Here is an 18,179-nt window from a genome sequence, read left to right as displayed (position 1 = left end):
TGTCCCGATCAGATCTGTTCCACCTTGACGCTGTCGCTTAGCACAAAGGCCAGATAGCCCTTGATCCGCTCCATCGCTGGCAGCGGGTCCTCATAGGTCCAGACCGCGTCCTTGGTCACAGACGAGCGGTTGACGATGGAGTAATAGCTGGCGTCGCCCTTGTGCGGGCAATGGGTGGTCTTGTCGCTGCGGTCCAGGAAGGCCATGGCGATATCGGCGCGCGGGAAATAGATCACCGGAGGCAGTTCGCCCTCGCTCAGTTCCAGCGCGTTGCTGCTTTCGCCCAGGATGGCACCGCCCGACCGGACGCTCCATTTGCCCGGCGCCTTGCGGATGGTGATGTGATCGCTCATGTTCCGTTTCCTTCCCCGTATCTCGTATCTCGTATTCTTCGGTCCGGCGGCGAGTGTTGCCCCGCCGGTGTAACAGCCGCGTGTCAAAGCGGCGCGGTTGCGGCATCCAACCACATCCGCGTCTCGGCGCCCAGACGTGGACCGATCTTTGCCGCGACGTCGGCATGATAGGCGTTCAGCCAATCGCGTTCCTCAACCGTCAGCATCTCCGCGACGATCAGCCGCCGATCAATCGGGACATAGGTCAGAGTGCGCCAATCCAACATGGCGCGCTCTGCGTCGCCACCGGGCAGGGGGGCGGCCTCTTGCACCACCACCAGGTTCTCGATGCGGATGCCGAATGCGCCCTCGCGATAGTATCCCGGCTCGTTCGACAGGATCATGCCCGGTTCCAGCGGCACGTGGCTGACCCGCGCCAGCCGCTGCGGTCCCTCATGCACGCTCAGATACGCACCGACGCCGTGCCCGACCCCGTGGTTGAAATCCTGCCCCGCCAGCCACAGCGGCAGGCGCGCCACGCATTCGATATCGCGCCCCGCCAGCCCCACGGGCCAGCGCAGCATGGACATGGCGATCATGCCTTTCAGGACCCGCGTGAAACAGGCTTTCTCCTCGTCCCCCACGGTGCCGATGGCGATGGTGCGGGTGATGTCGGTGGTCCCGTCCAGATACTGGCCGCCGCTGTCCAGCACCAGAAGATGCCCGTCCTCCAGACGGCTGTTGGTCTCCTCGGTCACTCGGTAATGCATGATCGCACCATTGGGCCCGGTGCCCGCGATGGTCTCAAAGCTGATATCCTGTAAGCCGTTATCGCGGCGGCGACAGGTCTCCAACTGGCGAACCACCTGCGTTTCGGTCAGGCTGCCGGGCTCTTGCCCATCCAGCCAGGCCAGCAGTTCCACCATCGCGGCGCCGTCGCGCAGATGTGCCTCGGCAGCACCCGCGATCTCGGCGGCGTTCTTGCGGGCCTTGGGCAGAGCGCAGGGGTCACCCCCCTTGGTCAGCTGGTGTCCCAGCCGATCTGCGACAATCTGCGGTACCGTGGTCAGGTCCACCCGCACCGGACCTGCCAGTGCCTCTACCGCATCGAGGAACGCATCCGGTTCGTGCTGCGTCACCAACGGCCCCAGATGCTCCTCCAGACCGGTCAGCTTGGCTGCTGCCATGAACAGGTCGACCCGACCATCGTCATGCAGGATGGCAAAACCATGTGCCACCGGGTTGCGCGGAATATCCGCGCCGCGAATGTTCAACAGCCACATGATCGAATCCGGCAGGGTGATCACCGCCGCCTTTTGGCCGGCGTTGCGCAGGTCCTCGGCCAGTCGCGCCGCCTTGTCGACGGCGGTTTCACCCGCGAATTCCAGCGGATGCACCTTGACCGGTTCCATCGGAGGGCAGGGCTGATCCGGCCAGATCCGATCCACCAGGTTGTCGCAGCGCACCAGTTCGATCCCGCTGCCCTTCAACTCGCTCACCGCGGTGCGGATCTGACCGGCTGCATGCAGCCAGGGATCGAAGCCCACACGCCCGCCCTGCGGCAACTGCTTCTTGAGCCAGTCGGTCAGGCTCACATCGGGCCAGGGAACGGGTGTGAAGACATCAGCCACCTGCGCCTTGACCTGAGTGCGATAGCGCCCGTCGATGAACACGCCCGCCGCATCCTTGAGCGCGGCGCAGAACCCGGCCGAGCCGGTAAAGCCGGTGAGCCAGGCCAGACGCTCGTCATGGGCGGCGACATATTCGCCCTGATGCGCATCCGCGCGCGGCACCAGGAACCCGCTCAGACCTTCGGCCTCGATCTCGGCGCGCAGGCGCTCCAGCCGCGGTGGCCCCTGTTCCGGGCGGGCGGTCACCTCGAAGCTCTGGTACATGCTGCGCCTCCGTGTCGTTGTTGCCGCGAAAGGTGCGGCGTGGAACCGGAAATGTCCAGCACCTCCGCGACGCTCTTGTGATGCGCGCGACTTGGCCTATCATGCCGGCATGATCCGTTTGCCTGCCCTGATTGTCCTTGCCAGCCTTGCCCTGCCGCTTGCCGCGCAGGAGGAAAAGCGGCCCACACCCGAGATCGCCCGTCGCAATGCCGCCGACGCGATCGGAAAGAAGCTCGCAGATCCGGCAAATCCCGGACAAGCGCGGGTCTCGCGGCTTGTCAAGCAAGGTGAAACGATCAAGCTGTGCGCCACGTCGGATGCCCGCAATGCCCGCGGCACCTATATCGGTCGCGACTATTGGGAGGTCACGCTCAGCGCGGATGGCGAGACCGTATTGAGGACCCGGAACGTTACCGGCCTGTTGTCTCACTGTTACGGCGCGGATTACAAACCCTTCAGGGAAATGCTGGGCGAGTGATCCCCTATTCGGGCAACCGCTCACGCTCACCCAGGAAGTTCAACAAGGTCGATTGATATTCGTTCCAGACCGTGTTGCCCGGTATCGGGATATGATTGGCGGTTTCCAGCACCATCAGTTCGGCCCCTGGAATTCCGGCCGCCAGTTTCTGTGCCTCGGACAGCGGATGCACATTGTCATGCCGGGCATGGATGATCAGGGTCGGGCATCGCACCTGCGGCAACAGCGGCAACAAAGAGACATCGTGGATCGCCGCCCGCACCTTCAGCATGGTTTCTCGCGACGAGGCATTGATCATGTTGCGCGCCATGTCGTGGATCGCCTCCAGCGGACCTTCGGGAAAATAGCTCAGCATCATCGCCGAGACGAAACTGATCTCCTGCGCGGTCCAGCCCTCGGTAACCAGCGATTGCATCACGTCGGATTTCAGCTCAGGGTTTCGCCGCCCGCGCCCCTCGGCATAGCCTCCGACAATGGCCAGCCTGCTGACCCGCTCGGGGTACTTGACCGCAAAGCGCAGCACCGACAGAACACCGCCGGATTCGCTGTACAGCGCGAACCGCTCGAACCCCGCCGCATCCGCTGCCAGCTTCAGGTTCTCGGCCAGGCTATCGAACGAGAATTCCTCCAGAGCCCGGTCCGACCGCCCGAACCCGATCGGATCGAAGCGCAGCAGGCTGTGGCGCTCCGAGATCGCATCGAACATCGCCCGTTCCGAGGGCGTGTTCCACTCAGCCTCCAGATCGGTCGTGTTGTAGCCGCCGCGCACCACCGGCGGGCCAGCCCCGGTGACCGTATAGGCCAGCGATTTCCCCTCCGCCGTGCGCGTATAACGGATGCGCTGGACCGTGGGGGCAGGCCGGGGCGAGACAGCTGAGGGGGTGTCCGCCGCCACCTCGGCCACGAATTTCAACCCCCGACGGGTGACCGTCTGAATGATGCGCTGCGCCTTGCCGTCATCACCCACCGCCTTGCGCGCGGCCGCGATACGGGCGCTGATCGCGCTCTCTGACACGATCCGCCCGTCCCAGACCTCGGCCAGGATCTCGTCTCGGGTCACCACACGACCGGGATTGCGCGCCAACAGGTGCAAGAGGTCAAAGACCTGCGGTTCAACGGCAATCTCTTCGGCGTCCCTAACAAGCGTCAACTCGTCGGTATCCAGCAGGCAGTTGGCGAAAGCATAGCGCATGGCGGTCTAGCCCACCCCCGCCGCAAGGAACCGGGTCAGCGTTTCCAGGTAGGTGTCATAGGCCGCATTGCCCTGCCAGGGAATGTGATTGGCGCACTCGAGCACCACCATTTCCGCATCCGCGATGCCAGCGGCCAGCTTGCGGGCCTCGGACAGCGGATGAACCGCATCGTGGCGGGAATGCAGGATCAGCGTCGGGCAAGTGATCCGTGGCAGGAACTCCAGACTTGAATGATGATTGATCACGTCGCGGTGGCGCAAGTCATGTTCCCTGGTCGCCGCGTCCAGCATCATCCGGGCATAGGCCCGGACGGAGTCCAGTGGCCCTTCGGGCTGATATGCCAGCAGGAAGGCTTCGAAAAAGGTGCTATCCGACCGCGACCGCGCGGTTTGCAACATGGCTTGCAAGGGTTCGGCCTCCTTGCCATCCGCATTGTCGCGCACCGCGCGCCCTTCGGCATAGGCGCCCATCATGGCCAGACGAGTTACGCGTTCAGGGTGATGCGCTGCAATGTAAAGGCCCTGAGAACAACCACCGGATTGGGAATAGAGCGCAAACCGGTCGAGCCCCAGCGCGTCGGCAAGACACAGAACATCTTCGGCCTGCTCATCAATGGTGGAACGATCGGACCGGGGGTCGGATTGTCCCGAACCAATGGCGTCGAACCGGATCAGCGAGTTCTGGCGTGACAAGGCTTCGAAGCGGTGACGTTCGAAAGGCAGCCGCCACTCAGCTGCAATATCCGAACGTGTTTGGCCGAGCAGGATCACAGGAGGGCCGGCACCCGAAACCGAATAGGCCATGGAATGTCCGGTGGGCAGGATGATGTAACGAATGCGTGGCTCGTCTGTTCTGTCCCCGGTCGCCACGGGGGCGGTGTCGTCGGTTCGTTCCGTGACCTCGGTCACCATCTGCAACCCGCGCCGGGCGATTGTACGGATGACCCGCTGTGCCTTGCCGTCGTCGCCTACGGCCTTGCGCGCGGCCGCGATGCGGGCGCTGATGGCGCTCTCCGAGACGATGCGCCCGTTCCAGACCTCGGCCAGGATTTCGTCACGGGTTACCAGCTGCCCGGCATTGCGTGCCAGCAGGTGCAGCAGGTCGAATACCTGCGGCTCGACGGCAACCGGCGCATCGCCCCGCATCAAGACATGCCGCCCGGTATCCAGAACGCAATCGCAAAACACATAGCGCATGATGAATTAACACCCCGCTTTAGGTGTTTCGGCAAGCCCCAAGCAAAAAATAAGGATTCAGGCAGGGGTTTCCCAAGGCTGTCTGAAAGCGCTGCGTGCCCGACGCTGCCATGCTGGGAACACAACAAGGAGACCTGACATGATCCTGCATACCGATACCGCGCTTCTCACCCATCGCCCCGTCCACCTGCAACTGCCGAGTGAGGAAGAAAGGATGGCCGCCCGATATGTGACACCGCGCCGGACTGCGAGAGCTTGGCTGGCAGGGCGGATCGCCCGACTGTTCGCCTTTCGGCGACTTGTCAGCCTGTCTTGACGGGCTGAGCGGGGAGACGAGACCTGCGCTTCTTTCTGGTCGCAAATACTCCCGCCGGAGGCGCCTGCAAGAGCGGTAGGCGCCGACGATCGCGGTCAGCTGGCGCGTTTCATGCCCATCACCCGTGCGCGGGCGCGCGGGTCGCTGTCAAAGAGCGCCGCCAGCTGCTCGGTCATGGCACCCGCCAGCTGCTCGACATCTGTGATCGTCACCGCGCGCTGGTAATAGCGGGTCACGTCATGGCCGATGCCGATGGCCAGCAATTCCACCTGCTTGCGCTTTTCCACCATGGCGATCACGTCGCGCAGGTGTTTTTCCAGGTAATTGGCCGGGTTCACGCTGAGGGTGGAATCGTCCACCGGCGCACCGTCCGAGATCACCATCAGGATCTTGCGCTGTTCGCGGCGGCCCAGCATCCGGCGATGCGCCCATTCCAACGCCTCGCCGTCGATGTTTTCCTTCAAGAGGCCCTCTTTCATCATCAGGCCCAGGTTCTGCCTTGTGCGCCGCATCGGCGCGTCGGCGGCCTTGTAGATGATGTGGCGCAGGTCGTTCAGGCGGCCGGGCTGCTGCGGGCGACCCTCGTTCAACCAGGCCTCGCGCGCCAGTCCGCCCTTCCAGGCGCGGGTGGTAAAGCCCAGGATCTCGACCTTGACGTTGCAGCGTTCCAGCGTGCGCGCCAGCACATCGGCGCAGATCGCCGCGATCGAGATCGGGCGGCCCCGCATAGAGCCTGAGTTATCCAGCAGCAACGTCACCACCGTGTCGCGGAACTCGGTATCCTTCTCCACCTTGAAGCTGAGCGGCGTGGTCGGGTTGGCCACAACCCGCGCCAGACGGCCGGCGTCCAGAATGCCTTCTTCGCGGTCGAACTCCCAGCTGCGGTTCTGCTGCGCCTGAAGGCGGCGTTGCAGCTTGTTGGCAAGGCGGCTCACCGCGCCTTTCAGCGGCTCGAGCTGCTGATCGAGATAGGCGCGCAGCCGCTCCAGCTCTGCGGGTTCAGCCAGCTCCTCGGCGGCGATCTCCTCGTCATGGGTATCCAGATAGACCTTGTAGTTCGGATCGGCCTCCGAGGCGGGCGGTGGCGGCGGCGGCTCCAGCGGCGCCTCGCCATCTGGCATCTCGGTTTCTTCGGCCAGTTCCTCGTCGGCCAGTTCGTCCATCGAGACCTGGGCCTGGCTTTCGTCCTGCTGCTGTTCCTGGCTCTGCTCGGGATCGGCGTCGGCGTCCTGATCGTCCTGATCATCCTGGCCGGTGCTGTCGGGATCGGGCTGCTCGTCGGCGTCGTCCTCGGCCTGATCCTCCTGATCCTCGTCCATCTCGTCCGGGTCATCGCCCAGCTGGTCGCCATAGCCGAGGTCCTTGATCACCTGGCGGGCGAACTTGGCGAATTCGGCCTGATTGGACAGGATATCGTTCAGGTTCTCGAGCGTGCCGCCGGCCTGTTCCTCGATAAAGCCGCGCCACAGGTTCATCACATTGGCGGCCGCCGCGGGCAGGTCGCGCCCGGTGGCCAGATGCCGCACCAGATAGCCCGCCGCCACTGGCAGCGGCGCTTCCGAGGGCTGCTTGCACTGGTCATAGCCGCGCCGCAGCGCCTCATGCGTGATCTTCACGTCGATATTGGACGCGGTGCCGGGCATGTCGCGGGCGCCCATCGCCTCGCAACGGGCGGTTTCCATCGCCTCGTAGAGGTCGCGCGCCATGTCGCCCGGAGGAGCATAGCGGCTGTGGGTGGCGTCGTCGTGATAGCGCCGATAGAGCGCCAGCGCATCCGCCGTGCCCCGCGCAAGCAGCACCTCGTCGCGGGTCATCCGGCGGCTGACCTGGGGCAGGCGCATCGCATCGCCGCTGACGCCCGAGGGATCGACCGTATAGCTGACCGACAGATCCGGGTCGTCGGCCATCACCTTGGTCGCCTCGGCCAGCGCCTTCTTGAACGGATCGGCGGGGTTGTCGGTCGGTTTGCTCATGTCACTTCGGTCCTGCAAACAGGCGGTCGCGGCCCATGGTGGGCCGCGAGGCGGATATGGCGGCCGCCCGGATCACCCCAGGCTCGTGCTGGCCGCGCTTTCGGGCAGTTCCTCGTCGAAACAGCGCTGATAGAACTCGGCCACCGTCTGGCGCTCCAACTCGTCGCATTTGTTGAGGAAGGTCAGCCGGAAGGCATAGCCCACATCGCGGAAGATCTCGGCGTTCTGCGCCCAGTTGATCACGGTCCGGGGCGACATCACGGTCGAGAGATCCCCGTTCATGAACGCAGTCCGGGTCAGGTCGGCCACGGTCACCATCTGGCTGACCTGCTTGCGGCCCTTCTCGGTGTTGTAATGCGGCGCCTTGCTGAGCACGATCATCGTCTCGGCGTCATGGCTGAGATAGTTCAGCGTCGCCACCAGCGACCAGCGGTCCATCTGGGCCTGGTTGATCTGCTGAGTGCCGTGATAGAGGCCGGTCGTGTCGCCCAGACCCACCGTGTTGGCGGTGGCGAACAGACGGAAACAGGGGTTGGGCGTGATGATCTCGTTCTGGTCCAGCAGGGTCAGCTTGCCGTCATGTTCCAGCACCCGCTGGATCACGAACATCACATCGGCGCGCCCCGCGTCATATTCGTCGAACACGATGGCAACGGGGTTGCGCAGCGCCCAGGGCAGGATGCCCTCGTGGAACTCGGTCACCTGTTTGCCGTCGCGCAGCTTGATGGCGTCCTTGCCGATCAGGTCGATCCGGCTGATATGGCTGTCGAGGTTGACGCGCACGCAGGGCCAGTTCAGCCGCGCGGCGACCTGTTCGATATGGGTCGATTTGCCGGTGCCGTGATAGCCCTGCACCATGACGCGGCGGTTGTGGCTGAAGCCCGCCAGAATGGCCAGCGTGGTATCGGGATCGAACTTGTAGGTCTGATCGATCTCGGGCACCCGGTCGCTGCGCTCGGCAAAGCCCTTGACCACCATCGGCGTGTCGATGCCAAAGACTTCGCGGACGGAAATCTCCTCGGTGGGTTTTGCGTTCATCGGGATCGTTCCGTCAGCCATACCAATCGTCCTTATCGCCTTGCCGCGCCTCGTCAGGGCGGGCCAATCTTGTCGGGGTGCACCATATCGCCCCCAGCCGCAAGGAAAAGGCGAAAAGCGCCGGGTGGGCGCTTTTTGCCGTCACGATATCGGGGGTACCAGTCGAGCAGTGCCGCGCGCGTCCGAATGAGCCCTATCGTCGGATTGTCACGGCCGTATCACGCCCCCAACGCGCGGACAGGTGCTGATGGGGGAGGTCGGCGCCGGAGCTGGCGCCTATTTGAAGTTCCGGCTGTCCTTGATCTGGTCCCAGGCCCAGACCACCTCTTGCAACTGCTCTTCCTGGCTGCGGTCGCCGCCGTTCATGTCGGGGTGCAGCACCTTGATGAGCTTCTTGTAGGCCGCGCGCACCTCGGCCTTGGTCCAGCTGTCCTTGGCTTCGAGAATCTCGATGGCGCGGCGCTCGGTCGGCGGCAGGCGGCGGCCGGTATTGACGCGGCCCGGATTCTGGGTGGCGTTGGTCCCCAGAACCTGATGCGGGTCTTCGATGCCCAGCCGTGCCCAGGCACGGGCCTCGGGGTCGGTCATCGGCCGCGTCTTGCGCTCCCAGACCTTGTCCTTGGACATTTGCGCGTTCATCTCGGCCTCGGTGGTGCCGTCGAAGAAGTTCCATTTCTGGTTATATTCGCGCACATGCTGTTGGCAGAACCAGAAATAGTCGTCCAGCACATCGGGGGCCTTGGGCGCGCGGAACTTGCCCGCCTCGGTGCAGCCCTCGTGCTCGCAGACCCGGACCGAGGTTTCGGACGCGCCCGACATGCCCCGCCGCCCGCGCGGGTTCTTTTTCTTGGCGGAAGAGACGGACATATCGAATCCGAACGGATCTGATTTGCTCATGACGGGCCCTTTCGGTTGCGGCTTCTCGACTCGGAGGCAGGAGTTTAGTCTAAGTGACGCCAGATAGAAGAGGGCGGCGGCAAGAAAATCGCGGCCGCGCGGAAAAGAGCGCAGATTGCGCGGGAACGTGAGGGCAGACGGGCATGACGATCGCAGAGGAAATGCGCATGAGGTTGCAGGCGGCATTTGCGCCGACCGAGTTGGAGGTGGTCGACGACAGCGAGAGCCACCGCGGTCACGCCGGGTTTCGCGAGGGCGGGCAGAGCCATTTCAATATCCGCATCCGTGCTGCTGCCTTTGCCGGGCAAAGCCGGGTGGCGCGGCACCGCGCGGTGCATCAGGCGCTGGGCGATATCGTGCCGCGCATCCATGCGCTGGCACTGGATATCGGCACCTAGTCCTTGTCGGCCTTGACCTCGGGTTCTGTGCTGGCGGCGTCCGTGGCCTTGGCACCATGCATCGGTGGATCGTTGACCGGGGCTGCGATGGGCGCGGGCGCGCGGCGATCTGCCTCGGACGGGCCGGGTACGGGCCGGGCCAGCGGCGCGCTGTCGGCGCTGAGGGGCGCAGTCGCCTCGGCCACGGGCTCTGCCGCGGCCTCGGCCTCGGGCAATACTTCGGGACCTGCGGGCAGGGGGCGGCGGAACACCAGCAGGTTGCGCCAGTTGGTGGTCGAGCCGGTCAGGCCCGAGCGTTCCTCGCTGGGCAGCAGTTCGGCGCGCTGATATTCCCAGCCCTCGGCGGCCAGCTGGTTCAGCGCCTGCTCCACCGACAGCGCGAACCGCGCCGGCGCGGTTTTGACGCCCTTGGCCTTGATGCCCTTCTCCGGGGCGGGGACAACCTTGTATTCGTAGCGGATCATGCTCAGAGCCTCTTTGGATCGCGCGCAGACTACTCCAGGCAGATGCAAAAAGGCCAGAGGCGGCGACAGGCAGAGCGATGTCCCGCCGGCCCCCACCTGGGACGGCTCAAAGGCGACATTGGACGCGCTTTGATCCGTGTTCCCGAGCGTGAGCGCTCCATTGCCAATGATGCCGGAACGCGGTTCGCTGCGCGCGCCGTCAGCTTCCTCTTTCTGATCTGTCAGTCAGACAGTTTCTTGCTGACCAAATCGTTGACCGCCTTGGGATTGGCCTTGCCGCCGGTGGCCTTCATCACCTGACCGACGAACCAGCCAGCCAGTTTCGGGTTCACCTTGGCCTTTTCCACCTGCGCCGGGTTGGCGGCGATGATCTCGTCCAGCGCGGCCTCGATGGCGCCGGTGTCGGTGACCTGTTTCATGCCGCGCGCCTCGACGATCTCGGCCGGGTCGCCGCCTTCGGTATAGACGATCTCGAACAGGTCCTTGGCGATCTTGCCCGAGATTGCGTCGGATGCGATCAGGTCGATGATGCCGCCCAGCTGGCCTGGGCTGACCGGGCTGTCGGTGATGTCGTGGTCCTCTTTCTTCAGCCGTCCGAACAGCTCGTTGATGACCCAGTTGGCCGCCAGCTTGCCGTTGCGGCCCTTGGCCACTTCCTCGAAATAAGAGGCCGATTCCACCTCGGCGGTCAGCACCGAGGCGTCATAGTCGGTCAGGCCGAAATCCTTGATGAAACGCGCCTTTTTGTCGTCCGGCAGTTCGGGCAGGTTGGCTGCGATATCATCGACCCAGGCCTGCTCGATTTCCAACGGCAACAGGTCGGGATCGGGGAAGTAGCGGTAATCATGCGCCTCTTCCTTGGACCGCATCGAACGGGTCTCGTTCTTGTCCGGGTCATAGAGCCGGGTTTCCTGATCCACCTTGCCGCCCGCCTCGACAATGGCGATCTGGCGGCGCGCCTCGTATTCGATGGCCGCCTGGATGAACCGCATCGAGTTCATGTTCTTGATCTCGCAACGCGTGCCCAGATGTGAAAAGTCCTGTGTTTCCTGATACTTCTCATAGGCGCCCGGACGGCAGATCGACACGTTCACGTCAGCCCGCAGGTTGCCGTTCTGCATGTTGCCGTCGCAGGTGCCCAGATAGCGCAGGATCTGGCGCAGCTTGGCGATATAGGCGGCGGCCTCTTCGGGGCCGCGGATATCGGGGCGGCTGACGATCTCCATCAGGCAGACGCCGGTCCGGTTCAGGTCGACAAAGGACATGTTCGGGTCCATGTCATGGATCGACTTGCCCGCGTCCTGCTCCATGTGGATACGTTCGATCCGGACCCGGCGCGCCGTACCGTCGCCCATCTCGACCAGCACTTCGCCTTCGCCCACAATGGGATGATAAAGCTGGGAAATCTGGTATCCCTGCGGCAGGTCTGGGTAGAAATAGTTCTTGCGGTCAAAGGCCGATTTCAGGTTGATCTCGGCCTTCAGCCCCAGCCCGGTGCGCACCGCCTGTTCGACGCAGAACTCGTTGATGACAGGCAGCATGCCCGGCATCGCCGCATCCACGAAAGAGACGTTGGAATTGGGCTCGGCGCCAAAGGCGGTCGAGGCGCCCGAGAACAGTTTCGCCTGCGACGCGACCTGAGCGTGCACCTCCATGCCGATCACCAGTTCCCAGTCGTGCTTGGCACCGGCGATGGTCTTGGGTTTGGGGGTCTCGAAGGTCAGGTCCAGCATGGGTGTGCCTCTTGTCCGCTTGGTTCAAACCGCCTTCTAGGCGCGTGCGCGGCGTTGGGCAAGGGGGCACGGGGAAAGGGGCTTGATCTCAACCATGGTTGAGGCGGCAGGTTGGGACGAATCCAGAAGGGAGGCACGGAAATGAGGCTGTTTGTGACTGGGGCCAGCGGGTTGGTCGGCGGGGCGGTCCTGCGCGCGGGCGTCGCGGCAGGGTATCAGATGACCGGGCTGGCCCGGTCAGACCAAGCGGCCGCGCAGGTCGAGGGTGACGGAGGGCAGGTCTGTCGCGGCGATCTGCGTCAACCCGAGGTCTGGGCGGCAGAGGCGGCGGCGGCGGATGCCATCATCCATGCCGCGGCCACATTCGGCCCGGATATGGGCGACGTCGACCGCGCCGCGATGGAGGCACTGGTGACGGCAGCGCGCCGGGCCGGGGACCATCCGCGCCTGATTTATACGGGCGGCATATGGCTTTACGGCGATACCGGCGGGCAGGTCAGGGATGAAACCGCGCCCTTTGACCCTGCCACGCCCTGGGGCTGGATGCTTGATACCGTGGCGATGCTCAAGGCCAGCAATGCCGTCGATCTGGCGGTGCTGCATCCCGGCGCGGTCTATGATAGCAACGCGGGTGGCATGCTGGCGCGGTTCCTCGCACCCGAGGTCGAGATATTGGGCGATCCGGCGATCCGCTGGCCACTGGTCCATGCCGCGGATCTGGCACAGGCCTATCTGCTGCTGGCGGGGCTGCCGGGGCAGGGCGGAGATTTCCTCGCCACCGCCGAACCGGGCCGCCCGGTGGGCGAGATCGCGCGCGCCGTCGCCGGGCCCGATGCGTCCATCAGGGTGCTGGACCGGGCCGAGGCCTTGGCGCGCTACGGCGACAGCGCCTTGGGGCCGATGCTGGATCAAAGACTGGCCGCCCCGCGCCTGACCGCGCTGGGCTGGCGTCCCCGGTTCGACGATGTCACCCGAAGCGGGGAACCTCAGGCGCCATGCAACTGAGGCCCCTCGGGAGTGAAAACGACCCGGTTGCCGTCGCGGATCTCGTCACGAAACAGGTTGGCTATGACCTGAAGGGCATCCGCCCGACCGCGCGCGGCGAACCGGCTGGGTGAACTGACGCGCATGTTGTTATCGAAGCCATCGGCGGCATGCGCCCAGATCATCGGATGCACTTCGGTCAGGTGGTCGCGGATCAGCCAATCGGCGGCATCGCAGATGCGCATGCGGTTCAGATCCGCCTCTTCATGCAGTCCGAGATTGCTGCGCAGGGTCACCGCGCAATAAGATGCCAGCAGGTTGATCGTCTCTTGCTCGGGGCGGGCGCCCACGATATCGCGCAGCCCGTCTATAAAGAAATCGACATCGACGCGCGCACAAGCCTCTTCATCCTGGGCTATGGCGTCGAAACAGACCCAGGTATAGCCACCGGCGCCCCAGATATCCTGCGTCCGCGCGGCGCTCCGGCGGGCCTCCAGTTCCAGTTCTGCGTATGAGCCGAACCAGCGCGGCAACAGGTGGTTGCCCAGCGCGCGCATGTGGCGGGGATTGTGCGGGTCGAGGTCGATCAGCGCCTCGTAGCAATCCGCGACACGGCGCTGTGGCATCCGGCGACCGGCCAGCAGGGCGCAGCAGGCCGATTGCAGAACCGGGCTGTCCATCCTGACGCCGCACCAGGGAGACAGGATTTCGATGGCGCGGTCGAAATGGGCGGCGCATTTCTCGCGGTGGAGCCGGGGCACGATTGTGTCCCAGCCGGTCCCGCGCCAGGCCCAGGCCAAGTCGATATGGGTCAGCGCCACGATCAGCGCGATATAGGGATCATCGGCATGGTCCCGGCGCATGAATTCCAGCGCCCGGATCCCGTCGATCAACGGTGCCTGATTGGTACGATGACTGTCCAGCAGGGCCTCTTCGACGGCCAACACCACGTCTGACCGGGCACCAAAGGCCAGCAGGTCGGCAATCGGGGTCCCGCCTGGGGTGGTTTCGCGAGTGGCATCTGCGGCGCGGATTTCATCCGACAGGTCCTGCCAGCGCTCTTGCCGGGCCAGAAACTGACCATGGCTGCGCAGCCTGGCGCGGATGGCTTCGTCCTGCCCATGCTCGGCTATCGGGATCGACAGGAAATCTTCGAGCCGGATCGGAGGGCCCGGTTCTGTCTGAGCCGAGAAGTTGACCGCGCGACCGAAAAGCCGCGCGGTCAGATCAGGCAAAGAACTCAGAACGTTGCGGGATCTTTTCAGCATACTGATTAACGCTTGGCCTGTGTGGTGTCGTATTGGCTTCAGGCTGACGCTGATTTGCGGCACAAAAAAGGCCGGAGCAGGGTGTTTCAGGACAGGTTTTGCGGCGGGCTCGGGGGATTGAGCCCGGACTGGCATCAATCCGCTAACGACCGGCGAAATGATGCCGAACCACGGTCAGTCCGCGCGCGGTCAGGATCTCTTCGAACTCACGATGCGGGGGCAGAGACTCTTGTGGCAGCCGTATCTCTTTACCTGAATGCAGGCACAGCGTGGCGCGGACGCTGAAATCCCATCGTGTATCCAGTCGCACCTGAGCGATCTCGTTCAGCGCGACAGACCCGTCGAGGCGCCCCGAGAACCAGCTGAGCCGGGTGTTGCCCAGATCGAGACCCGCGCGGCGGTCGGTGATGATCTCGAACAGGAGCGGCAGGGTCGGCAGCGCGCAAAGCGCGATCAGCCACCAGGCCGCTTGAAACAGCACCATCACCGTCGCCAGCCCTGTCCAGACTGCCATCAGCAGCACGATGTTGCGCGGGCTGCGGGCATGGCGGACATAGCGGAGCGGTCCCGAACCCTCTGGCATTACCGCCCGCCGCTGACGTCAAGCGTGGTGCCGGTGATGTAAGACGCCGCGTCCGAGAGCAGGAAAAGCGCCACTTCGGCCACCTCGGTCACGGTGCCGGTCCGCTGCATCGGGACACCCGGCGCCAACCGTTGCGCCCGATCCGGTTCGCCACCCTTGGCGTGGATCCCGGTCTCGATCAGACCGGGGCGGAGCGCGTTGACGCGGATCCCCTCTGCCGCGACCTCGTCAGCCAGCCCCTTGGTAAAGGTGTCGATCGCGGCCTTGCTGGCGGCATAGTCCACATATTGATTGGCCGAGCCGAGCCGGGCGGCGGCTGAGGAGATGTTGACGATGCCGCCGCCCTGGCCATGGGCCTGCATGCGGAGCACCGCCTCTTTGGCGACCAGAATGGCGCCGATCACGTTGACATCGAACATGCGCCGCAGGCGGTCATGAGTGAGGTCGGTGACACGGGCCGCGCGGTCGACGATGCCGGCATTGTTGACCAGTCCGTCGAGCCGGGCAAAACCCTCATCCACCCGCGCATAGATGTGCCGGATGTCTTCGGGGTCGGCCACGTCGCCGGGGCACAGGATCACAGTTGCCCCCGCATCGCGGGCGGCTTCGGCCACCGCCTCGGCCCCGGCCCGGTCCTGCCGGTAGTTGAGCGCAAGATCATAGCCGCGCATGGCGGCGAGGCGGGCGATGGCGGCGCCGATCCCGGCGCTGGCCCCGGTGATGAGCAGGGTCCGGCGCATGGCTCAGCGGCCCCGGATGCGGGTCAGCATCTCGGTCGTGTCGCGGCTGAGGTTTGGTTGTGCCAGAATGCGGTCCAGCTGGGCGCCGATCAGCGCCTGCCGCGCCTCGTCATAGCGCCGCCAGGTCTGGAAGGCCGCGCACATGCGTGCCGTGGTCTGCGGATTGACGGGATCAAGGCGGATCAGCCAGTCGGCCAGCAGCTGATAAGCCGCGCCCGAGACATGGTGGAACCCCGCGTGATGCATGGCCAGCGCGCCGAACACGGCGCGGAACCGGTTCGGATTGCGCCAGTTGAACTCGGCATGCTCGCTGAGACGTCGGGCGGTCTCGGCCGTCTGCTCGGGCGCGGCCATCGCCACCTGAAGGCCGAACCACTTGTCGATCACCAGCCGGTCGCCGCGCCATTGATCGTAGAAGGCCGCCAGTTCGACCTCGCCCTTGCCGGCCTTGAGCAGGCAGGACAGCGACGAGAGTTGCAGCGACATGTTGTCGGCGCAGGCATAATCCGCCGCCGCCTGTGCGCCGCCATCAAGCCGCGACAGCAGTGCCAGTGTCGCGCTGCCCAGTGTGCGCTTGCCCGCCTGGTCTGCATCGGGGCGGAAGGGCGCGTCGACCTGGGCCTCGGCCCTGAGCCGGGGCAGCAGATCCTGCATATGCTGGGCGGTGGCCTGGCGCAGGGTCTCTGTTGCATCCCAGATCGCCTGCGGATCGGGGGTCATCCCGCGCTGCTGCAGGCTGGCGGCCAGTTCCGACTGGCTGGGCAGGCCCAGCATCAGCGCGCGATAGGCCGGATCCAGCCCATCATCGCGCAACACCGCCACCAACCCGTCCAGATAGGCGGTATCGGGGGCGGTGCCCTCGATGATCATGTCGAGCAGGCATTGCCCGGCCAGCGACCGGCCCGCCTCCCACCGGTTGAAGGGATCGGTGTCATGGGCCAGCAAAAAGGCGCGCTGCTCGGGCGAGAGGTCATGGTCCAGCACCACCGGCGCCGAGAAATCGCGCAGCACCGAGGCAACGGGCCGCGCCGCCAGCCCGTCAAAGGAGAAGCTCTGCCGCGCCTGCGTCAGTTCCAGCACCTCGGTTGCATGCACCTCGTCGCCATTGGGGTTCAGCAGGCCCACGGCAACCGGGATCACTTGTGGCAGCTTGTCGGGCTGGCCGGGGGTGGCGGGCGTGTCCTGCGTCAGGGTCAGGGTAAAGGTGCCGTCCTGCCACGCCTCCTCGACCGTCAGGCGCGGGGTGCCGGCCTGGCTGTACCAGCGCTTGAACTGCGACAGGTCACGCCCCGTGACATCCTCGAAAACCTTGAGCCAGTCCTCGATCGTGCAGGCCTGCCCGTCATGGCGCGCGAAATAGAGGTCCAGCGCCTCGGCGTAGGCGGCATCGCCCACCAGCCGTTTGAGCATGCCGATCACCTCGGCGCCCTTTTCATAGACGGTGGCCGTGTAGAAATTGTTGATCTCCTGAAAGCTCTCCGGCCGCACCGGGTGGCTGAGCGGGCCCTGATCCTCGGGGAACTGGCGGGCGCGCAGGTCGATCACGTCGCGGATGCGTTTGACGGGGGCGCTGCGCAGGTCCGAGGTGAACTGGGCGTCGCGGAACACGGTCAGCCCTTCCTTGAGGCAGAGCTGGAACCAGTCGCGGCAGGTGATGCGGTTGCCGGTCCAGTTGTGGAAATACTCATGCGCGATGATCGCCTCGATCCGTTCGAAATTGTCATCGGTCGAGGTCTCGGGGCTGGCCAGCACGGCGGCCGAGTTGAAGATATTCAGACCCTTGTTCTCCATCGCGCCCATGTTGAAATCGTCCACCGCGACGATGTTGAACACGTCCAGATCGTATTCGCGGCCATAGACCTCTTCATCCCAGCGCATGGATTTCTTCAGCGCCTCCATGCCAAAGGCGCATTTGCCCTCGTCTCCCGGACGGACCCAGAGGTTCAGCTCCACTTCGCGGCCCGAAACGGTGGTGAACGTATCGGAATGAGCCACCAGGTCTCCGGCCACCAGCGCAAAGAGATAGGCTGGTTTGGGCCATGGGTCATGCCATTCTGCAAAACCCTCGCCGCTGTCGACCGGGTTGCCATTGGACAAGAGCACCGGATGCGTGCCGTTGATGCGCACGGTGAAGGTGCTCATCACATCAGGGCGGTCAGGGTAATAGGTGATCTTGCGGAACCCTTCGGCCTCGCATTGGGTGCAATACATGCCGTTGGAAAGATAAAGCCCTTCGAGCGCGGTGTTGGCGGCGGGGGCGATCTCGACCTCGGCCTCCCAGACAAAGGGCGCGTCGGGCACAGGGCAGGTCAGACCTTCGTCGGTGATCTCGGGGGCGATCTCGGCACCGTTGATGGCGGCGCGGATCAGGCGCAGATCCTCGCCATGCAGAAAGAACCGGCGGTCGGCAGTCTCGGGATTGGGGCGAAAGGCGATGCGCGAGGTGACGCGGGTTGCGTCGGGCGCCAGGTCAAAGGTCAGGCGCACCTCGTCCACCAGGTATCCGAACGGGGTGTAATCCTTGAGGTGGATGGTTTTGGGGGCGGCGTCGCGCATGGGAACCTCGGCTGCTGTCGGTTTGGCGAGACGTTAGGTAGAACACGCCGGGGGTGCAAGCGGCGCTCCTTTGCCGTTCATGGTCTGCGCTGTTCGGGAATGGTGGAAACTGCCTTCGGCTTCATTGGTAAATCC

General features: G+C 64.7%; 17 protein-coding genes. 4 read left to right on the top strand and 13 right to left on the bottom strand.

The window, feature by feature from the left end; all coding sequences use genetic code 11:
• Positions 1-8: 8 nt before the first annotated feature.
• A complete protein-coding gene (locus AC2FNA_RS03995; RefSeq protein ID WP_496824643.1) occupies positions 9-353 on the bottom strand; it encodes a DUF427 domain-containing protein in 345 nt (114 codons plus the stop codon).
• 83 nt (positions 354-436) lie between these two features.
• Positions 437-2,227 (bottom strand): aminopeptidase P family protein, encoded by a 1,791-nt coding sequence (locus tag AC2FNA_RS03990; RefSeq protein ID WP_496824641.1) that lies wholly within the window; start codon positions 2,225-2,227, stop codon positions 437-439.
• Positions 2,228-2,336: 109 nt separating this feature from the next.
• Here AC2FNA_RS03990 and AC2FNA_RS03985 point away from each other — a divergent pair, with 109 nt between their 5' ends.
• Entirely contained in the window at positions 2,337-2,705 is a 369-nt protein-coding gene (locus tag AC2FNA_RS03985; RefSeq protein ID WP_496824640.1) for a hypothetical protein, read from the top strand.
• Positions 2,706-2,709: 4 nt separating this feature from the next.
• Here AC2FNA_RS03985 and AC2FNA_RS03980 read toward each other — a convergent pair whose 3' ends face one another.
• Positions 2,710-3,897, bottom strand: a complete 1,188-nt coding sequence (locus AC2FNA_RS03980) for an alpha/beta hydrolase (protein ID WP_496824638.1) — start codon at positions 3,895-3,897, stop codon at positions 2,710-2,712.
• Positions 3,898-3,903: 6 nt separating this feature from the next.
• Positions 3,904-5,094: an alpha/beta hydrolase gene (locus tag AC2FNA_RS03975; protein WP_496824636.1), complete on the bottom strand. Its 1,191-nt coding sequence runs from the start codon at positions 5,092-5,094 to the stop codon at positions 3,904-3,906.
• 139 nt (positions 5,095-5,233) lie between these two features.
• On the opposite strand from AC2FNA_RS03975, the gene AC2FNA_RS03970 reads away from it, so the two are divergent.
• Positions 5,234-5,410 carry a hypothetical protein gene (locus AC2FNA_RS03970; RefSeq protein WP_496824634.1) on the top strand — a complete coding sequence of 59 codons (177 nt, stop codon included), beginning with the start codon at positions 5,234-5,236 and terminating at the stop codon, positions 5,408-5,410.
• Between the two features lie 95 nt (positions 5,411-5,505).
• Here the strand turns inward: AC2FNA_RS03970 and cobT are convergent, their stop codons facing one another.
• The 3 genes from cobT to AC2FNA_RS03955 all read right to left on the bottom strand — a co-directional run bounded on the left by cobT (position 5,506) and on the right by AC2FNA_RS03955 (position 9,318).
• Positions 5,506-7,383, bottom strand: a complete 1,878-nt coding sequence (gene cobT, locus AC2FNA_RS03965) for a cobaltochelatase subunit CobT (protein WP_496824632.1) — start codon at positions 7,381-7,383, stop codon at positions 5,506-5,508.
• Positions 7,384-7,455: 72 nt separating this feature from the next.
• Positions 7,456-8,442: a cobaltochelatase subunit CobS gene (cobS, locus tag AC2FNA_RS03960; RefSeq protein WP_234138904.1), complete on the bottom strand. Its 987-nt coding sequence runs from the start codon at positions 8,440-8,442 to the stop codon at positions 7,456-7,458.
• Between the two features lie 255 nt (positions 8,443-8,697).
• Positions 8,698-9,318, bottom strand: a complete 621-nt coding sequence (locus AC2FNA_RS03955) for a J domain-containing protein (protein WP_496824630.1) — start codon at positions 9,316-9,318, stop codon at positions 8,698-8,700.
• Positions 9,319-9,461: 143 nt separating this feature from the next.
• On the opposite strand from AC2FNA_RS03955, the gene AC2FNA_RS03950 reads away from it, so the two are divergent.
• Positions 9,462-9,716, top strand: a complete 255-nt coding sequence (locus AC2FNA_RS03950) for a BolA family protein (protein ID WP_496824628.1) — start codon at positions 9,462-9,464, stop codon at positions 9,714-9,716.
• Here AC2FNA_RS03950 and AC2FNA_RS03945 read toward each other — a convergent pair.
• The gene (locus AC2FNA_RS03945; protein WP_496824626.1) at positions 9,713-10,180 is read right to left on the bottom strand and encodes a DUF4177 domain-containing protein; all 468 of its coding nucleotides are present in this window, start codon (positions 10,178-10,180) and stop codon (positions 9,713-9,715) included. The two genes, AC2FNA_RS03950 and AC2FNA_RS03945, sit on opposite strands and share 4 nt — an antisense overlap.
• Positions 10,181-10,401: 221 nt before the next feature.
• A complete protein-coding gene (gatB, locus tag AC2FNA_RS03940) occupies positions 10,402-11,913 on the bottom strand; it encodes an Asp-tRNA(Asn)/Glu-tRNA(Gln) amidotransferase subunit GatB (protein ID WP_496824624.1) in 1,512 nt (503 codons plus the stop codon).
• A gap of 141 nt (positions 11,914-12,054) precedes the next feature.
• On the opposite strand from gatB, the gene AC2FNA_RS03935 reads away from it, so the two are divergent.
• On the top strand, positions 12,055-12,918 hold the full coding sequence (locus tag AC2FNA_RS03935; RefSeq protein WP_496824622.1) for an NAD-dependent epimerase/dehydratase family protein: 864 nt from the start codon (positions 12,055-12,057) through the stop codon (positions 12,916-12,918).
• Here the strand turns inward: AC2FNA_RS03935 and AC2FNA_RS03930 are convergent.
• From AC2FNA_RS03930 to pepN, 4 genes are all read right to left on the bottom strand, one after another.
• On the bottom strand, positions 12,900-14,132 hold the full coding sequence (locus AC2FNA_RS03930; protein WP_496824621.1) for a hypothetical protein: 1,233 nt from the start codon (positions 14,130-14,132) through the stop codon (positions 12,900-12,902). The genes AC2FNA_RS03935 and AC2FNA_RS03930 overlap by 19 nt on opposite strands.
• 175 nt (positions 14,133-14,307) lie before the next feature.
• On the bottom strand, positions 14,308-14,748 hold the full coding sequence (locus AC2FNA_RS03925) for a hypothetical protein (RefSeq protein ID WP_496824619.1): 441 nt from the start codon (positions 14,746-14,748) through the stop codon (positions 14,308-14,310).
• Positions 14,748-15,488 (bottom strand): SDR family oxidoreductase, encoded by a 741-nt coding sequence (locus tag AC2FNA_RS03920; RefSeq protein ID WP_496824617.1) that lies wholly within the window; start codon positions 15,486-15,488, stop codon positions 14,748-14,750. The genes AC2FNA_RS03925 and AC2FNA_RS03920 overlap by 1 nt, the downstream gene beginning before the upstream one ends.
• A gap of 3 nt (positions 15,489-15,491) precedes the next feature.
• Entirely contained in the window at positions 15,492-18,044 is a 2,553-nt protein-coding gene (pepN, locus tag AC2FNA_RS03915; protein ID WP_496824615.1) for an aminopeptidase N, read from the bottom strand.
• Positions 18,045-18,179 lie beyond the last annotated feature (135 nt).

Source organism: Ruegeria sp. YKSD163 (genome assembly GCF_059612905.1).
Note: the sequence above shows the minus strand (reverse complement) of the source record. Positions and strands in the feature narration are given on the sequence as shown.